This window comes from Sphingomonas donggukensis, from assembly GCF_023674425.1.
Taxonomy (GTDB): Bacteria; Pseudomonadota; Alphaproteobacteria; order Sphingomonadales; family Sphingomonadaceae; genus Sphingomonas; species Sphingomonas donggukensis.
Genome location: NZ_CP098401.1, coordinates 768,642 through 785,486, shown reverse-complemented (window position 1 = coordinate 785,486; position 16,845 = coordinate 768,642). Strand labels below are relative to the sequence as shown.

General features: G+C 68.8%; 15 protein-coding genes. 8 read left to right on the top strand and 7 right to left on the bottom strand.

Annotation, left to right across the window (positions count from 1 at the left end):
- Positions 1–9 precede the first annotated feature (9 nt).
- Positions 10–696 carry a transcriptional repressor LexA gene (lexA, locus tag M9980_RS03845; RefSeq protein WP_250753510.1) on the top strand — a complete coding sequence of 229 codons (687 nt, stop codon included), beginning with the start codon at positions 10–12 and terminating at the stop codon, positions 694–696.
- Here the strand turns inward: lexA and M9980_RS03840 are convergent.
- The gene (locus tag M9980_RS03840) at positions 690–2,915 is read right to left on the bottom strand and encodes a ComEC/Rec2 family competence protein (protein WP_250753508.1); all 2,226 of its coding nucleotides are present in this window, start codon (positions 2,913–2,915) and stop codon (positions 690–692) included. The two genes, lexA and M9980_RS03840, sit on opposite strands and share 7 nt — an antisense overlap.
- Positions 2,916–3,031: 116 nt before the next feature.
- On the opposite strand from M9980_RS03840, the gene gltX reads away from it, so the two are divergent.
- The 3 genes from gltX to M9980_RS03825 are packed head-to-tail and all read left to right on the top strand — an operon-like array spanning position 3,032 to position 5,939.
- On the top strand, positions 3,032–4,411 hold the full coding sequence (gene gltX / locus M9980_RS03835) for a glutamate--tRNA ligase (protein WP_250753506.1): 1,380 nt from the start codon (positions 3,032–3,034) through the stop codon (positions 4,409–4,411).
- 54 nt (positions 4,412–4,465) lie between these two features.
- A complete protein-coding gene (locus tag M9980_RS03830) occupies positions 4,466–5,740 on the top strand; it encodes a citrate synthase (RefSeq protein ID WP_250753503.1) in 1,275 nt (424 codons plus the stop codon).
- 1 nt (position 5,741) lies between these two features.
- Positions 5,742–5,939, top strand: a complete 198-nt coding sequence (locus M9980_RS03825) for a hypothetical protein (RefSeq protein ID WP_250753500.1) — start codon at positions 5,742–5,744, stop codon at positions 5,937–5,939.
- Between the two features lie 2 nt (positions 5,940–5,941).
- On the opposite strand, the gene M9980_RS03820 is transcribed toward M9980_RS03825, so the two are convergent.
- The 5 genes from M9980_RS03820 to M9980_RS03800 form a co-directional block, all read right to left on the bottom strand.
- Positions 5,942–7,303, bottom strand: a complete 1,362-nt coding sequence (locus tag M9980_RS03820) for a sensor histidine kinase (RefSeq protein WP_250753497.1) — start codon at positions 7,301–7,303, stop codon at positions 5,942–5,944.
- Positions 7,300–8,319: a DUF2336 domain-containing protein gene (locus M9980_RS03815; RefSeq protein WP_250753495.1), complete on the bottom strand. Its 1,020-nt coding sequence runs from the start codon at positions 8,317–8,319 to the stop codon at positions 7,300–7,302. Before M9980_RS03815 ends, M9980_RS03820 begins: the two co-directional genes overlap by 4 nt.
- A 135-nt stretch (positions 8,320–8,454) precedes the next feature.
- Positions 8,455–9,630: a hypothetical protein gene (locus M9980_RS03810; RefSeq protein WP_250753492.1), complete on the bottom strand. Its 1,176-nt coding sequence runs from the start codon at positions 9,628–9,630 to the stop codon at positions 8,455–8,457.
- A 2-nt stretch (positions 9,631–9,632) separates the two neighbouring features.
- On the bottom strand, positions 9,633–10,829 hold the full coding sequence (locus M9980_RS03805; protein ID WP_250753490.1) for an exo-beta-N-acetylmuramidase NamZ family protein: 1,197 nt from the start codon (positions 10,827–10,829) through the stop codon (positions 9,633–9,635).
- Positions 10,826–11,263, bottom strand: coding sequence for a DOMON-like domain-containing protein (locus M9980_RS03800; RefSeq protein ID WP_250753488.1), 438 nt, complete (start codon positions 11,261–11,263; stop codon positions 10,826–10,828). The genes M9980_RS03805 and M9980_RS03800 overlap by 4 nt, the downstream gene beginning before the upstream one ends.
- A 203-nt stretch (positions 11,264–11,466) precedes the next feature.
- On the opposite strand from M9980_RS03800, the gene tyrS reads away from it, so the two are divergent.
- Entirely contained in the window at positions 11,467–12,696 is a 1,230-nt protein-coding gene (tyrS, locus tag M9980_RS03795) for a tyrosine--tRNA ligase (protein WP_250753486.1), read from the top strand.
- A gap of 94 nt (positions 12,697–12,790) precedes the next feature.
- A complete protein-coding gene (locus tag M9980_RS03790) occupies positions 12,791–13,102 on the top strand; it encodes a PilZ domain-containing protein (protein WP_250755050.1) in 312 nt (103 codons plus the stop codon).
- 8 nt (positions 13,103–13,110) lie between these two features.
- On the opposite strand, the gene M9980_RS03785 is transcribed toward M9980_RS03790, so the two are convergent.
- On the bottom strand, positions 13,111–13,821 hold the full coding sequence (locus M9980_RS03785) for a L,D-transpeptidase family protein (RefSeq protein WP_250753484.1): 711 nt from the start codon (positions 13,819–13,821) through the stop codon (positions 13,111–13,113).
- Between the two features lie 195 nt (positions 13,822–14,016).
- Here M9980_RS03785 and M9980_RS03780 point away from each other — a divergent pair, with 195 nt between their 5' ends.
- Together M9980_RS03780 and M9980_RS03775 are read left to right on the top strand one after the other, a co-directional pair.
- Positions 14,017–14,715 carry a murein L,D-transpeptidase catalytic domain family protein gene (locus tag M9980_RS03780; protein WP_250753483.1) on the top strand — a complete coding sequence of 233 codons (699 nt, stop codon included), beginning with the start codon at positions 14,017–14,019 and terminating at the stop codon, positions 14,713–14,715.
- A gap of 32 nt (positions 14,716–14,747) precedes the next feature.
- A complete protein-coding gene (locus M9980_RS03775; protein ID WP_250753481.1) occupies positions 14,748–16,805 on the top strand; it encodes an NAD(+) synthase in 2,058 nt (685 codons plus the stop codon).
- The last annotated feature ends 40 nt before the right edge of the window (positions 16,806–16,845 follow it).

Sequence of the window (16,845 nt, the reverse complement as noted above, 5' to 3'; positions counted from 1 at the left end):
GGCCATCCCATGCTCACCAAGAAGCAGCACGAACTTATCTGCTTCATCGCCGATCGCCTGAACGAAACCGGGATTTCTCCGTCGTTCGAGGAGATGAAGGACGCGCTGGAGCTGAAGTCGAAGTCGGGCGTGCATCGGCTGATTTCCGCGCTGGTGGAGCGGGGCTTCCTGCGCCGCCTCGCGAACCGCGCCCGCGCGCTAGAAGTCATCAAGATGCCCGAGCGTGCCGAGCCGAAGAAGAAGGCCGAGGCGAGGCCCGCACAACCGTCAACTTTGTCAATATTCGCGGGCAAGGCGCCGCCGGCACCGGCCAACGATGTCATCGAAATCCCGCTTCACGGTCGCATCGCCGCGGGTATGCCGATCGAGGCGATGGAGGGCGCAACGATGCTTCCCGTCCCCGCGGCTTTGCTCGGATCGGGGGAACATTACGCGCTGGAGGTGTCGGGCGATTCGATGGTTGAGAAGGGTATCCTCGACGGCGACTATGCGCTCATCAAGCGGACCGAGACGGCACGCGACGGCGATATCGTCGTGGCGCTGATCGACGAGCATGAGGCGACGCTGAAGACCTTCCACCGCGAGGGCACGATGGTCCGCCTCGACCCCGCCAACCGCAACTATGACGCCCAGCGGTACGATTCGCGCAAGGTGCGGGTGCAGGGCAAACTCGCCGGGCTGCTGCGGCGCTATTGAGGGTCTGCGGCTGCGGACTGCCCGTCGCGTCTGTGCGCCATCTGCGTTCGTGAAGCGCGGACGTCCGGAGCGACCGCTGCGGGGTGCCCGTCGCGTGAGCGACTTTTGCGCGGGGGCCGGGGCGGCAGTGGCGGCATGATGGTCGCAGGGCGCACCCAAGGGTGGTCGCCGGCCTGACCCGCGACACTGACGATCCGGGGCGGGTCGAAACTTACGGTCACGCCGCCCGATGCCTTCAGATACCCGCGGTCGAGCTTCAGCCACGCCGGCTTGCAACCCCTTGGCAAGGTCCGATCGCTGACGACGATATCGACCTTGCGGCAGAGGCGGATAAGCGGCAGCGGCTCGACGAAATATCCGCTGCGAGTCGCGAGCACCGACGCCCGCCCGGCGAAGCGCATCAGGCACAGGTCGCTGTTGCAGCGCGCGCCGGCAATGTCGTCGATCGCCGGCAACTCTCCGTCCACCCCGCCGCCCTCCGCAAGCAGGTCGCGGACATAGTCGCCCGCCCGCTCCCGCAGCAGCGCCATGCCTCCATCGCGCGTGCGGATCGCCAGATGTCGCCCGTCTCCGGTCACGATCAGGTCGGGCGGCGGGGTGGCAAAGGCCCACACCGCCCCCACGACCAGCGGCAGGACGCCGGCGAACCGCACCCGCGTCCGCCACAGGGCGATCCAAAGCCCGCCGACCGCCATCAGCCCGAACGCCCCCCGCGGCATCGCCGGCAACGCCGCGACCGCACCGGGGGCATTGGCGGTGGTGTGGGCGATCCACAGCAGCAGCGCGAGCGTCCTGCCCGCCAGCCACCAGACCGGCGCGCCCAGCCCGACCGTGTCGAGCAACAGCGCCACCACCTCCAGCGGCATCACCACGAACGTCGTCAGCGGAATCGCGACGATGTTGGCCAGCGCGCCGTACGCGCCGGCCTTGTGGAAATGGAACAGCCCGATCGGCATCAGCGCCAGCTCGACGATCAGGCCCGTCGCCAGCAACGACGCGAGGCTGCGCAGCAGGCGTCGCCCCCCGCCCTCTTCGCGTGGGGCAAACCATCCGCGCACGACCACGCTTTCATGCAGCGCCACGATGGCGGTGACCGCGGCGAACGACAGCTGGAAGCTCGCGCCCACCACCGCCTGCGGCCAGATCAGCAGCACGACGAGCGCCCCCGCCGCCACCAGCCGCAACGTCACTGCCTCCCGCCCCAGCGCCAGTGCCGCCAGCACCAGCAGTGCGGCGATGCAGCTACGCACCGTCGGCACCTCGCTCCCGGTCAGCAGCGTGTAGCCGATCGCCGCCAGCGCCCCCGCCCCCGCCGCGACCAGTGGCAATCGCCAGTGCAGCGCCGCCCACGGACTAAGCGCCAGCAACCGCAGCACGATCAGCATCGTCGCGCCGACGACCGCGGTGATGTGCAGCCCGCTCACCGACAAAAGGTGAGCCAGCCCCGAGCGCCGCATCGCCTCCGCGTCGTCGTCGGGGATGCCACCCTGATCGCCGGTGGCGAGGCTCGCGGCGATCGCACCGCCGCCGCCCGGCACCCGCGACTGAATATGCGCCGACAACCGCGCGCGCAGGTCGCCGCCCGGCGCTTCCCCTGCGCGGACGATCGTGACCGGCGCGACGCCGCGCCCGGTCGCCCCCAATCCATCGAACCATGCGACGCGCGCGAAATCATAGGCTCCCGGCACCGCGGCGCCCGGTGGCGGCATCAGCCGCGCGCGCAGGCGGACCACCGCACCGCGTGTCAGCCCCGCGGGCACGTCCTTCGTCGCCAGATTGACCCGCACCCGCCCGGGCAGTCCGACCGCCCCGACCGGCGCCAGTCTCAGCCGCACCAGATCGCGCGCCGCCAGCGCGTCGATCCGCTCGACCCTTGCAGTGAATTCCGCGATTGCCGCGCGCGCGAGCACCGGCGCCGCCACCCGCTCCGCCCGCCACCACACCAACGCACAACCCAGCGCCGCCGCCAGCCCGGCGATCAGCAGCACCCGCCCCGCCCGTCCGCCGAGCGGAAACACGACACCCGCCACCGCGACCGCGATGCCGGCGAGGACAAACGCGGTCCACGCGGCGGCATCGGGCAGGACGAACCACGCGGCGATCCCGCCGCCCAGCATCACCGGGATCCACAGCACCAGCTGATCGCGCTCGGCTTCCAGCCACCCCTCGAGCGACGGCCAGCGCCACGCGCGCGGCGTTTGAAGCCGCGAAAGGTGCATGCTAGGGCGCGCGGCGGCTGGACTGGCCATGGATTCCGCAACTCTGGGAGCATCGCCGCTTGGGCGCAACACCTGCCTCTGGCACCAATTCCGACGGCGCCGCGACGCGCCCCGTCGTGACGCGTTTCGCGCCCTCGCCGACCGGCTATCTCCACATCGGCGGCGCGCGCACCGCGCTGTTCAATCTGCTGTTCGCCCGCCATCATGGCGGCAAGTTCCTGCTGCGGATCGAGGACACCGATCGTGCGCGCTCGACCCAAGGCGCGATCGACGCGATCCTGGACGGGATGCGCTGGCTCGGCCTCGACTGGGACGGTCGGGAAATCTACCAGTTCACCCGCGCCGACCGCCACGCCGCGGTGGCGATGGAGATGCTCCAGAAGGGCGCGGCGTACCGCTGCTACCTGACGCAGGACGAGCTCGCCGCGATGCGCGAGGAGGCGATGGCGGCGAAAAAGCCGCTGCGTATCCGTTCCCCGTGGCGCGATCGTTCGCCCGACGATCCGTCCGCACCGCATGTGATCCGCCTCAAGGCCCCGACGGACGCCGGGGCCATTGCGATCGACGATCTGGTCCAGGGCACCGTGGTCGTCCAGAACAGCGAGATCGACGATCTCGTGCTGCTCCGTTCGGACGGCACGCCGACCTATATGCTCGCGGTCGTAGTCGACGATCACGACATGGGCGTGACCCACGTCATCCGCGGCGACGATCATCTGAACAACGCGTTTCGCCAGTTGCCGATCTACCGCGCAATGGGCTGGCCCGAACCCACCTATGCGCATATCTCGCTGATTCACGGTTCGGACGGCGCGAAACTCTCGAAGCGACACGGCGCGATGGGCGTCGATGCGTACCGCGACGAACTGGGCATCCTGCCCGAGGCGCTGTTTAACTACCTCCTTCGCCTCGGCTGGGGCCACGGCGACGATGAGATCATCTCGCGCGAACAGGCGATCGAGTGGTTCGACCTCGACGGGGTCGGTAAATCACCATCTCGGTTCGATACGAAGAAGCTGGAGAACCTGAACGGTCATTACATCCGCGCCGCCGACGACGCGCGGCTAGCCGATCTGGCCGCCCTGCACCTAGGGTTCGAACCTTCGGTCGAGCAGCGCGAGCTGTTGCGACGCAGCATAGCGTCGTTGAAGCCGCGTGCGGCCAACATCCTCGATCTGGCGGACGCGGCAGGCTTCCTGTTTCGCACCCGCCCACTGGAAATGGACGAAGCCGCAGCCGCTCTGCTAGAGGGTGACGCACGGGCGCTGCTGACCCGGTTGCACGCCGCGCTTGACGCCGTCGGGCACTGGGATACGGAGGCTCTCGAAACGGCGGTCCGCGAGGTTGCCGAGGCGGCGGGCGTCAAGCTCGGCGCGGTCGCGCAGCCGCTGCGCGCCGCGCTCGTCGGCCGCAAGACCTCGCCCGGGATCTTCGACGTGCTCGATCTGCTCGGGCGCGACGAGAGCCTGAGCCGGATCGCCGACCAGATGGCCTGAGCCGGTCGCACAGCGATCGCGCCGCCGGGCGACACGAACGAAAGGACGCACTGCATGACCGACACCACCCTGAAGATCGGCGATGGCGATTATCCGGTGATGTCGGGCAGCGTCGGCCCGGATGTGGTCGACATCCGCAAGCTGTATGCGAAGACGGGGATGTTCACCTACGACCCCGGCTTCACCAGCACGGCTTCCTGCGAATCGGCGCTGACCTACATCGACGGCGACGAAGGCGTGCTGCTTCACCGGGGCTATCCGATCGGCGAGCTGGCCGAGAAGTCGTCGTTCATGGAAGTCAGCCATCTGCTACTGAACGGCGAGCTGCCGACCCAGGCCGAGCTCGACAAGTTCACCCACACAATCAGCCGCCACACGATGCTGCACGAACAGCTCGCGACCTTCTACCGCGGGTTCCGGCGCGACGCGCACCCGATGGCGATCATGTGCGGCGTCGTCGGTGCGCTCTCGGCCTTCTATCACGACTCGACAGACATCACCGATCCGCGGCAGCGCATGATCGCGTCGCACCGCCTGATCGCCAAGATGCCGACGATCGCGGCGATGGCCTACAAGTACAGCGTCGGCCAGCCGTTCCTCTATCCCGACAACAACCTCAGCTACACCGGCAATTTCCTGCGCATGACGTTCGGCGTGCCGGCGGAGGAATATGTCGTCGATCCGGTGATCGAGCGGGCGATGGACCGGATCTTCATCCTCCACGCAGATCACGAGCAGAACGCATCGACCTCGACCGTGCGCCTCGCGGGATCGTCGGGGGCCAACCCGTTCGCGTGCATCGCCGCGGGCATCGCCTGCCTGTGGGGGCCGGCGCACGGCGGCGCGAACGAAGCCGCGCTCAACATGCTGCGCGAGATCGGCACGCCCGACCGGATTCCGGAATATATCGCGCGCGCCAAGGACAAGAACGACCCGTTCCGCCTGATGGGTTTCGGCCACCGCGTGTACAAGAATTACGATCCGCGCGCGACGGTCATGCAGAAGACGGTGCGCGAGGTGTTCGCGGCGATGAACGTCAGCGACCCGGTGTTCGACGTCGCGCTCCAGCTCGAGGAAATGGCGCTCAACGACCCGTATTTCGTCGAGAAGAAGCTGTTCCCGAACGTCGATTTCTATTCGGGCGTGATCCTGTCGGCGATCGGTTTCCCGACGACGATGTTCACCGTGCTGTTCGCGCTTGCCCGCACGGTCGGCTGGGTCGCGCAGTGGAACGAGATGATTTCGGATCCGGAGCAGAAGATCGGGCGTCCGCGCCAGCTCTACACCGGCCCGACCGAGCGCGCCTACACGCCGATCGGCGACCGCTGACATGCTGCGCGGCGTCGTGATCGTCGTCGGGCTGCTGATGGCCGCGATGGGGCTGCTGTGGATCGGCCAGGGGCTCGGCTACGTCCGCTGGCCGGCGTCGAGCTTCATGATCGATCAGAGTCCCTGGGTCACGCGCGGCGCGATCCTGGCGGTCGTCGGACTGGTGGTGGTGATCGCGGGGCGGCGCATCCGCCGCTGAAGTCACCGCGCCGGCAGCGTGAAGACGAAGCGCGCGCCCTGCCCGGGCGCGCTGTCGACGACGATGTCGCCGCCCATCGCGCGGGCGAGCCGGCGCGAGATGTAGAGGCCAAGGCCGCTGCCGCCCGCCTCGCCCGGATCGACCCGCCCGAATTTCTCGAAGATCATCGCCTGGTCTTCCGCGGCGATCCCCTTGCCCTGATCGGCGACGATCACGCGCGCCTCCGCCCCGTCCTGCTCGGCGCGCACCCAGACCATCCCGCCCGACGGCGAATAGCGCACGGCGTTGCCGATCAGATTGACGAGTACCTGCAAGGCGCGGCGGAATTCGCCGGTGGCGGGGACGGCTTCCTCGGTCGCGGGCCGGTCGATGCGCACGTCGCCTTCGCTCGCCCGCACCCCGAGCAACCCCGCTGCCCGGCGCGCGATATCGGCGAGGTCGATGCCCTCCACCTCGACGCTGAAGTCGGCGCGTTCGACCGCTTCCAGATCGACCAGATCGTCGACCAGCCCGAGCAGGTGACGCCCGGCGGTAGCGATGTCGTCGGCGTAATCGGTATAGACGTCGGCCAGCGGCCCCTCGACCCGAGCGCTCATGCTGCTGGCGTTGGCGACGATGCGCTGCAGCGGCCCGCGCAGCGAGCGGTCGAGCTGCACGCCGAACCCGTCGGGAAAAGCGCCATCGTCTGGTAGGCTCGCTTCCACATCGAGCATCCGAACCGCGCCCGCGAACCCTGCAAACCGCCCGCGCCCGTCGGTGCGCGGATCGGCGGACAACCGCACCCGCCGCCCGGTGCCGCGCAATTCGGCCTCCTGCCGGTCGAAGCGCATCTGCGCCGCGACCGCGCCCAGGATCGGGAAATTACCGTCGCGGTCCTCGGCGAGCGCAAACAGCGACACCAAGGGCTGCCCCAGCATCGCCGCTGCGTCGAAACCGTAGCGATGCCCGGCATCCAGCGAGATATGCGTGATGCGCAGCGCCGAATCGCTTTCCCACAGCCAGTCCGCCTCGGTCCGCAGGAACTCACCGTCGCGGTGCGGGGCGGCGATCGCCGGGCGCCACGCCGGACGCGGACGCCAGCCGCCGGCCTCGATCACCGTGCCATCAGCCACCGGTTCGACCCGCACCTGCAGCTCCAGATCGTCCTCCCCGTCCGCCACCACGATCGTCCGTGCGACCGCAATGCCCAACCGTCGTGCCAGCCGGTCGAGCGCGGCGATCTCGGGTGCCGACACCGGCTCGCCGATACCGCCCCCGCCGGCATGCGCCAGCAGATCGAGGAAGCGTGGGTCGGCCTCGACCAGTCGCCCGTCGCGATCGGTCCGGGCGATGGCGGATTGCAGGCCGGGATCGAGCGCGTTCATGCGCGTCGCCCCCCGATATCGAGCGCCATCATCGCCGCGCGGAATTCGGGATGCAGCGTCATCGGCGCGATCGCCGCCCGCGCCTCGTCGCTCGCAACCGCCATGACTCCGTCGAGCATGTCGGCGAACGCCTCGACATCGCGGCGCGGGTCGGCCTCGCTCAACAGGAAGCCGATGCGCGCGATCAGGTCGCGCGGCAGGTCGAGCGCGCGCAGCGCCAGCCACAGCCGCTCGCCCGCCGGATCGATCACCATTTCGCGCGCCAGATCATAATCGAGCCCCAGTGCCCGTGCGAGCAGGGCGGTGAACAGCAACGGTCGCCGGTCGCGCAACGCCTCCTCGACCAGCGCCGGCAGTTCGGCGGGCTGCGCGTCGATCGCCTGCGCCAGCCGCATCGCCGCCGCTTCCAGCCGCTCGGCATCCCCCTCCGCGGCGATGTTGCGGAGCGCCGCCTCGGCAATCGCGCGGTCGGCGTTCGCAATGTCGCTGCGCCCGTCGCCCGCGATCCGCTCGCGAATCGTTGCGGCGACCCACCATACCAGCCGCGCATGCAGCGGGTGCGGCAGGCCGGTTCCGGTCGTCGCCCCGCCGTCGGCGGCACTCCGGCGTGCGCTTTCGCCGGTCAGTACCGCGGCGGCAGCGGCGGCGGCAACCCGGTCGCTGCTGCGCGCCAGGCGTGCAAGCAGGCTCGGCGCCGCGCCTTCGACCGCGGTGTCGAACGGCAGCGCGGCGGCAAGCAGTTCCAGCCGCACCCGGGCCAGGCACTCGCCTGCAAAATCGACATCGCGCAGCAATCCCGCAGCGATCAGCCGGTCGGCGACGGGCGCGTCGTCCCGCCGCAGCGCATCGGCAATCGCCGCGGCGCCCCTGGCGGTCAGCAACCGCGCGGCATGGTCGCGCAATTCGCCTTCGATCGAGGATGCCAGCTGCACGATCAGCGTGCCGAACGCCGCGCGCGTGCGATCGTCCAGCCGCGCGTCGGGCGCCACGAAGGCATCGTCGATCGCGGCGGCCATCGCCGTCCGCGCACGCAGATCGGCCCCCGCGGCGCGAGCGATCAACTCGCGCGCGCCGAAGGCTGGGCCTCCGCGGGACGTGTCGGATGGGTCCGGCATGGCCTCTCGACTACGGCAACTGCGGTTAAAGCGTTCCTAAGGCTTTGCCCGCAGCGCCTCGATTGCCGACCCCAGCGTGGCGAAAGCATAGGCGAGCGCGGCGGCAAGGCCGATCGTCGCGACCCCGCCGATCGCAAAGGGCAGCAGGATCAGCGGATAGGCGGCGGGTGTCGCCCACCAGCGGCGGCGCGGCGCCGGCGCGCGCTCCGCCAATGCCGCCGTCGCGACCAGCGACACCGCAAGGGCGAGCGCGGTCGCGGTCCCTTCCGCACGCCAGCCGCCGACACCCAGCAGCAACACCGCCGCCGCCGCCAGCGCGGCGATCGCACGCTCCTGCACGCGCGCCAGGCCGTCCTCGCCGCGCAATCCGCTCAGCATCGCGCCGGTCGACAGGATCGCCGTCGTGCCCACCGCCACGCCCAGCGCCGCTGCCGGCATCGCCAGATAGAACAGCGCGAGGGTGGCGGCGACGCCCGCGCCGGCTGCCGCGATCATCCCCCATCCCGGCACCCCGCGCGCGACCAGTTGGGGCAATGTCCAGCCGGTGATCGGCGTGAACACCAGCCGGTCGATCCACGCCGTCCGCCGGTCGCCGAGCGCGGCCAGCACCGATTTCGACCGGCGCAGCAGCGATGCGGCGTTGCGCTCGACCCCGTGGCGGGTGCGCGCGGTGGCGGCGGGGAGCAGCAGTTGCACCGCCCGCGCCTGTGCCGATTGGCGCAGCAGCGTGGACTGAAAGTCGTAATCGGCGGGCATCGCCGCGACATCGGCCAGTCGCTTCGCCGGCACGCGCGCCAGCCCCGCCCAGCTGTGCGATGAATCGACGCGCTCGACGCTCTCCGCACCGTCGCCGTCGCGCGACACCAGCAGCGCCTCGTGGCTTTCGGACGCGATCCATTCGATCACGGCGTCGGTCGTCACCAGCCCGTCGGCGACGACGATGACCTGCGCCAGCGGGTGGACCTTGGCGGCGGCTTCCTCTGCGGATCGCACGACATCGACGGTCAGGCCCCGCCCCGCGATCCGGCTCGTCGCGCCGAGCAGCGCGGGCGTCACCCGCGACACCGCGACCAGCAAATGCGCGACCCCGACCGCGGACAACAATCGCGCCTGATATTCGATCAGCGTGCCGCCCCCGAACGGCAACGTCGCGGCTAGCGCATCGGGGCGATCCTCCGCATCCTCGGTCGCAAAGATCAGGCCGGCGAGCATCGTCAGTAGATCAGATACGGTGCGCGGGCTTCATGCCACGCGGCCTCGTCGGGCTGCGCCAGCGCGTCGAGCTCGGCGGGGGTCGCAGCGGCGTCGTCGACCCATTCGCGCAAGGAGGGGCCGCCGTTGATGACGTCGATCGCCAGCTTGCCGAATTCATATTCATACGGAAAGTCGCGCCACAGCGGATAATCGGGCTGAAGCGCGCGGATCGCCTTGAACGCCAGCGCCTGCACCCGCCACGGTCGGAAGGCGTGGTGGTCGTACCCGGCCCCCTCTGCATGGATATGGACGCCACGGCACAACTGGTGGACGTGCTTGTGGAAGGTCGGCTCGAAACTGATCTCGCGCAGAGCGCATCCGGCAAGCCACTGCGGCGCCAGGTCGCGCATCGTCGCTATCACCGCCCGCGCATCGATATCGGGCGCGCCAAAGATTTCGAGCGGACGGGTGGTGCCGCGTCCCTCGCTCAGCGTCGTTCCCTCCAGCATCACGGTGCCGGCATAGGCGCGCGCCATGTTGAGGTTGGGGGCATTGGGGCTGGGGTTGATCCAGATGCGGTCGTCGGGCCAGCCGAAACCGGGCCCCGCGTCGGGCGCATAGCCCGCCATCTCGATCACGCGGTACGCGACGTCGAGCTTGTAGTGATCGACGAACCAGCGGCCCAGCTCGCCCAGCGTCATGCCGTGACGCATCGGCATCGGCCCGGCACCGACGAAGCTTTCCCAGCCCGGCAGGAGCGTCGTGCCCTCGACCAGGCGACCGGCGGGATTGGGGCGATCGAGCACCCACACCTCCTTGCCGTGCTGCGCGGCGGCTTCGAGGACGTAGAGCAGCGTCGTGATGAAGGTGTAGATGCGACAGCCGAGATCCTGGAGATCGACCAGCAGCACATCGAAAGTATGCATCGACTGGCCGGTCGGTCGGCGAACCTCTCCATACAGGCTGAAGACGGGCACGCCGTGGACCGGATCGTCGAAGTCCGGCGATTCCATCATGTTATCCTGCTTGTCGCCGCGCAGCCCGTGCTGCGGCCCGAACGCCGCGGTCACCTTGACGCCGGCAGCGACCAGCGCGTCGAGGCTGTGCGTCAGGTCGGCGGTCACCGACGCCGGATGCGCGAGCAGCGCGACGCGGCGGCCCTTGAGCTGGCCAAGCAGCTCGGGGTCGGCGAGCAGGCGATCGATACCGAAATTCATGAGGATGCGACTGCCGGGAGTTCGAACGCAAAGCAATCGGGATGATGGAAATCGGGCGGCCCCGCCGGGTGGCGCAACGCCCAATAGGATTTGGTGCCGTCGATTTCCTCGATGACGGCGGAGAGGCCGATCGTCGCAGGGCCGCGAGGCACGCTCGTCAGATCGATATCGACCTCGACACCGCCGGGCACTCGCTCGATCTGGGGCGCAATTACCAGCGGCAAATCCCGCATCCGGTCACGATAGCGATCGAAGCGGTAGGCCGCCCAGCCCAGCGACGGCGACAGGTTGAACTCGACATAGGCGTCGCCCCCGTCCGGCTTCCAGAACATCTCGAAACAGGTCGTCCGCCACAGTTCGTCGGCGCGCGCTGGCGCTATCATGTCGGGCAGGCGGACCGCCTCCACGCCAATGACGACGAAGGTGAGCGACACATCGTCCTCGTCAGTTGCATTCCATTCTACCTGCACCCCGCTCACCGATCGCGCTGGCGTATCGGGATGACATATTAGTTGATGGATCACGCTAACCCCGTTCGTGCTGAGCCTGTCGAAGCACTGTCCTTTCCTTGCCCCCCGCGTAGAAGAAAGGACAGGGCTTCGACAAGCTCCACCCGAACGGTTACGGGGACGGCGCCATGACCGAAATGACCTACCAGTCCGACCTCCTCCGCCTCCTGACGACGCGCGGCTACGTCCACCAGATGACCGACGCCGCCGCGCTCGATGCGCTGGCGGCGAAGGAGGTCGTGCCCGGCTACATCGGCTTCGATCCCACCGCGCCGTCGCTTCACGTCGGCAGCCTCGTTCAGATCATGCTGCTGCGCCGCCTGCAACAGGCCGGGCACAAGCCGATCGTGCTGATGGGCGGCGGGACCGGCAAGATCGGCGATCCGTCGTTCAAGGAAGAATCGCGCCAGATGCTGACGCTGGATCGGCTGAGCGAGAATGTCGCCGCGATCCGCCGGATCTTCGAACGCTTCCTGACCTTCGGCGACGGCCCGACCGACGCGGTCATGCTCGACAATGCCGAGTGGCTCGACGCGCTCGAATACATCCCGTTCCTCCGCGAAGTCGGCCAGCATTTCAGCGTCAACCGAATGCTCAGCTTCGATTCGGTGAAGCTCAGGCTCGACCGCGAGCAGTCGCTCTCCTTCCTCGAATTCAACTACATGATCCTGCAGGCCTACGACTTCCGCGAGCTGTCGAAGCGGCAGGCATGCCGGTTGCAGATGGGCGGCAGCGACCAGTGGGGGAATATCGTCAACGGCATCGAGCTGACGCGGCGGATGGACGGGGTCGAGGTGTTCGGCGTGACCACCCCGCTCATCACCACCGCCGACGGTGGCAAGATGGGCAAGACGATGGCCGGCGCCGTCTGGCTGCACGAGGATCAGCTGCCGCACTTCGATTACTGGCAATTCTGGCGCAACACCGACGACCGCGACGTCGGGCGGTTCCTGCGGCTGTTCACCGACCTGCCGCTGGACGAGATCGCCCGGCTCGAGGCGCTCCCGGGCGCCGAGATCAACGAGGCCAAGAAGATCCTCGCGACCGAGGCGACCGCGATGTGCCGCGGGCGCGCTGCCGCCGAGGAGGCCGCCGACACCGCGCGCCGCACGTTCGAGGAAGGCGCATCGGGCGCGGCCCTCCCCACCCACATCGTCACCGGTGGCAGCATCGGCATCGTCGACGCCCTGATCGCGCTCGATTTCGCGAAATCGCGGGGCGAGGCGCGACGCCTGATCGCCGGCGGCGGCGCCCGCGTCGGGGGTGAGAAGATCGCCGACGAAGCCTTTGTGATACCGGTGTCGGGCGACGTGCGCCTGTCCGCCGGCAAGAAGCATCACGGCATCCTGCGCGGCTAACCATCGATCGATCGGTTTCGTTAAGCACCTTTCGTACAGGCATTTTTTACCGGTTGGCCGCTAACCCCGATGGCGTGACGGAGAAGTCTTGACCATGCCCATCGGCAACCTGGCCCTATCGGACGATCGGCGTGAGGATCGTGACGAGGTCCATTATCGCACCCGTGCGATCCATGCCGATGGCCGCTCGCTCCAGTTGCTGGTCGTGAACATCTCGCCCCACGGCTTTATGGCGCGGTGCGAATCGCCGCTGGCCGATGGCGACGCAGTCCGGGTGATGCTGCCCGGCCTCAACAACCGCGCCGCAAAGGTCCGCTGGGCGTTGGGCGGACGCATCGGCGCGCAGTTCGACAGCCCCGTCCCGCTTGCCCATTATTACGAGCTGCTCGCCATCCTGATGCGCTGAGCGGCGGGTCAGAACCGGCGGCCGCGTGCCGGCAGGTCGAGCAGCGCGTCGGGCACCATCCATTCGTCGCCCCGCACGCTCAGCGTCTCGCGCGGCGGGTCGATCGCGGCGAAATCCGCGGGCTGCCACGTCACTTCGGCGAAATTGCCGTTATCGAAACCGCCGACGTCGGCGATGATGATCGGGAAGCGCCGCTCCGGCAGTGCGACCGGGCGATCCTCGTCGACGATCGCCACCGCGCCGCCCATCCGCGTGACTCCGTAGAGCAGGACCGCGAACGCGCGCGGCAGCCGCACGCAGCCGTGGGAGGCCGGATAGCCGGGATTATGCCCGGCGTGCAGCGCGATGCCGTCCCACGTTAGCCGCTGCATGTACGGCATCGGCGCGTTCGAATAGAGGTTCGAACGGTGGAAGACGCGCTTCTGGAGGATGGTGAAGGCGCCGACCGGCGTGCTCTTGCCGGGCTTTCCCGTCGATACGCTGGCGATGCCGATCAGCACCTGCCCGCGCCAGACATAGGCGACCTGCGCGCTGCGGCTGATGACGATCGCGATCTCTCCGGCGGTGGGATCGTCGTCGCGCCAGTAATATTGGCCTGCGTCGAGCGACTGCGCCGCCACCTCCAGCGACACCGGCTGGCGCGGTTCGGCGGATGCCGGAACGCCGAACAGCGACGCCGCCGCCAACATCCCTAATATCGCGGCCATCCGACGTCGCATCTCGTCCCCTCGCCCGAGCCTTGTCAGCTATTTAGCGGGATCGCATGGTTAACGCGAGCCGCCTGCGTCCCGATGCGGAACAGCGCCACCACGGCCAAGCGAGCCCTATCCGCGATAGAATGCGGGAACCAAGTGGCTGAAATTGCACGGCATAGCTGCTATCTAATGCGCCAGATCAACAGTGGATCGGACTGAATGCTGCAATCGCACGACCCGGCGAGCTCGCGCCGCGCGTTTCTGAAAGGCGCCCTCGTCGTCGGTAGCGCGATCGTGATTCCGGGCTGTGCGCAGCGAGTCGCGCAGGTCGGCCACGTCCCCGCCCCGCTGCCCCCCGTCGCCGCGCCCTTGCCGGCCCAGGTCGCGGCCCGGCCGACCGCGCCGCTCGGCATCCGGCCCGAACTGTTCCGCCGCGCGCTCGCCTCGCTCGACCAGCACCGCGGGACGCTTGCGAAGCACGACCGCCTGGCCATCGCCGATTTCGCGGCATCGTCGTCCACCCCGCGCTTCCATCTGGTCGACCTGGTCGACGGCAGCAGCACGTCGCTGCTGGTCGCGCACGGCAGCGGATCCGACCCGGCGCACACCGGCTGGCTCCAGCGATTCTCGAACGACGACGGATCGAACGCCTCGTGCGAAGGCGCCTTCCTGGCGAGCGACTATTACGTCGGCAAGCATGGCCGGTCGCAGCGGCTGATCGGGCTCGATCCGACCAACAACAACGCCCTCTCGCGCGCGATCGTCGTCCACGGCGCCTGGTATTCGAATCAGGACATGCTGGCGACGCACGGCAAGCTCGGGCGCAGCCAGGGCTGTTTTGCGGTCGGCGAAACCGCGCTGCAGACCGTGTTCGATGCGCTTGGCGAGGGCCGGATGATCTACGCCGCCAAGGTGTAGCGGCTGACTGCAAAGCGCCGTAAGACCGGGCGGTGACCGAACCGCACCGCTTCCATTCGATCCACGCCCACGGCCTGATCCGCGTCGGCGCCTGCACCCCGATCGCGACCGTCGGCGATGCCGCCGCCAATGCAGAGGCGACCATCGCGCTCGCCCGGCAGGGCGACGAAGCCGGTTGCGACCTGCTCGTCTTCCCCGAACTGAACCTGACGTCCTATGCGATCGACGACCTGCATCTGCAGGACGCGCAGGTGTCGGCCAGCGCCGCGGCGGTCGCGGCAGTGGTCGCCGCCTCGGTCGATCTGCGCGCGGTGCTGCTGGTCGGCTCGGCGCTCGCGCGGAACGGTCGCCTCTACAATTGCGCGGTCGCCATCGCGCGCGGGCGGGTGCTGGGGGTGGTGCCAAAGACCTTCCTGCCCAACTACCGCGAATATTACGAGAAACGCTGGTTCGCCCCCGGCGTCGGCCTCACCGGCCTCGACATCGAAGTCGCAGGCCAGGTGGCGCCGTTCGGTACCGACCTGATCTTCGCCGCCGACGACTTGCCCGATTTCGTGTTCCATGTCGAAATCTGCGAGGATTTCTGGGCGCCCACCCCTCCCTCGACCGACGGCGCGCTGGCCGGCGCACTCATCCTCGCCAACCTGTCGGCGTCGAACATCGTGATCGGCAAGGCCCGCGAACGGGCGCTGCTCGCCGCCGCACAGTCCGCGCGCGCGGTCGCCGCCTACGTCTATTCGGCGACCGGCCCGGGCGAGAGCACCACCGACCTCGCCTGGGACGGCCAGGGGATGATCCACGAACTCGGCGAGTTGCTGGCCGAAAGCGAACGCTTCGACCTGGCGACCGAGATCGTCGTCGCCGACGTCGACGTCCAGCGGCTGCGGCTCGAGCGGATGCGCGCCGGCACCTTCAACGACGCCGCCGCAGCGCGCGGCCATCCCGAAACCCGCTTCCGCCGCGTGATGTTCGGGCATGAACCCGCGTTCGAGGACCGCGGCCTGATCCGCGACCTGCGCCGCTTCCCGTTCGTGCCGAATACCCCCGCCAAGCGCGACGCCGATTGTTACGAGGCGTTCAACATCCAGGTCGAGGGCCTGCGCAAGCGGCTGGAGGCGACCGGCGCGAAGCGGCTGGTCGTCGGCGTGTCGGGCGGACTTGATTCCACCCACGCGCTGATCGTCGCGGCCAAGGCGGTCGACCGCATGGGCCGCCCGCGCTCAGAAATCCTCGGCTACACCCTGCCCGGCTTTGCGACGAGCGAGGGGACGAAGGGCAACGCCTGGGCCCTGATGCGCGCGCTCGGCGTGTCGGCGGCGGAAATCGACATCCGCCCCGCGGCCACACAGATGCTCACCGACATCGGCCATCCCTATGCCGGCGGCGAACCGGTGTACGACGTAACGTTCGAGAATGTGCAGGCCGGCCTGCGCACCGACTATCTCTTCCGCCTTGCCAACCAGCACGGCGGCATGGTGCTCGGCACCGGCGACTTGTCGGAACTGGCGCTCGGCTGGTGCACCTATGGCGTCGGCGACCATATGAGCCATTACGGCGTCAACGCCGGCGTGCCCAAGACGCTGATCCAGTTCCTGATCCGCTGGGCGATCTCGACCGACCAGTTCGATGCCGAAACCGACCGCGTGCTGGACGCGATCCTCGCCACCGAAATCTCGCCCGAGCTGGTACCGGCGGGCGCGGACGGCGCGATGCAGAGCACGCAGGACCGCATCGGCCCGTATGAGCTCCACGATTTCTTCGCCCATTACATCATCCGCCACGGCCTGCCGCCGTCGAAGATCGCGTTCCTCGCATGGCACGCATGGCGCGATGCCGAGGCGGGTCGCTGGCCCGAGGGCATGCCCGCCGACGCCCGCAACACCTATGACCTCGCGACGATCGCGCGGTGGCTCGAGGCGTTCCTGACGCGGTTTTTCCAGACCAGCCAGTTCAAGCGGTCGGCGCTGCCCAATGGACCCAAGGTCTCCGCCGGCGGTGCGATCTCGCCGCGCGGGGACTGGCGCGCGCCCTCGGACGGCACCGCGCGGGTCTGGCTAGAGGAGTTGAAGGCCAATCTGCCGCCGCTGTAGGCAACGCGCAGCAGTTGACACCGGTTACCGCGACGACGAT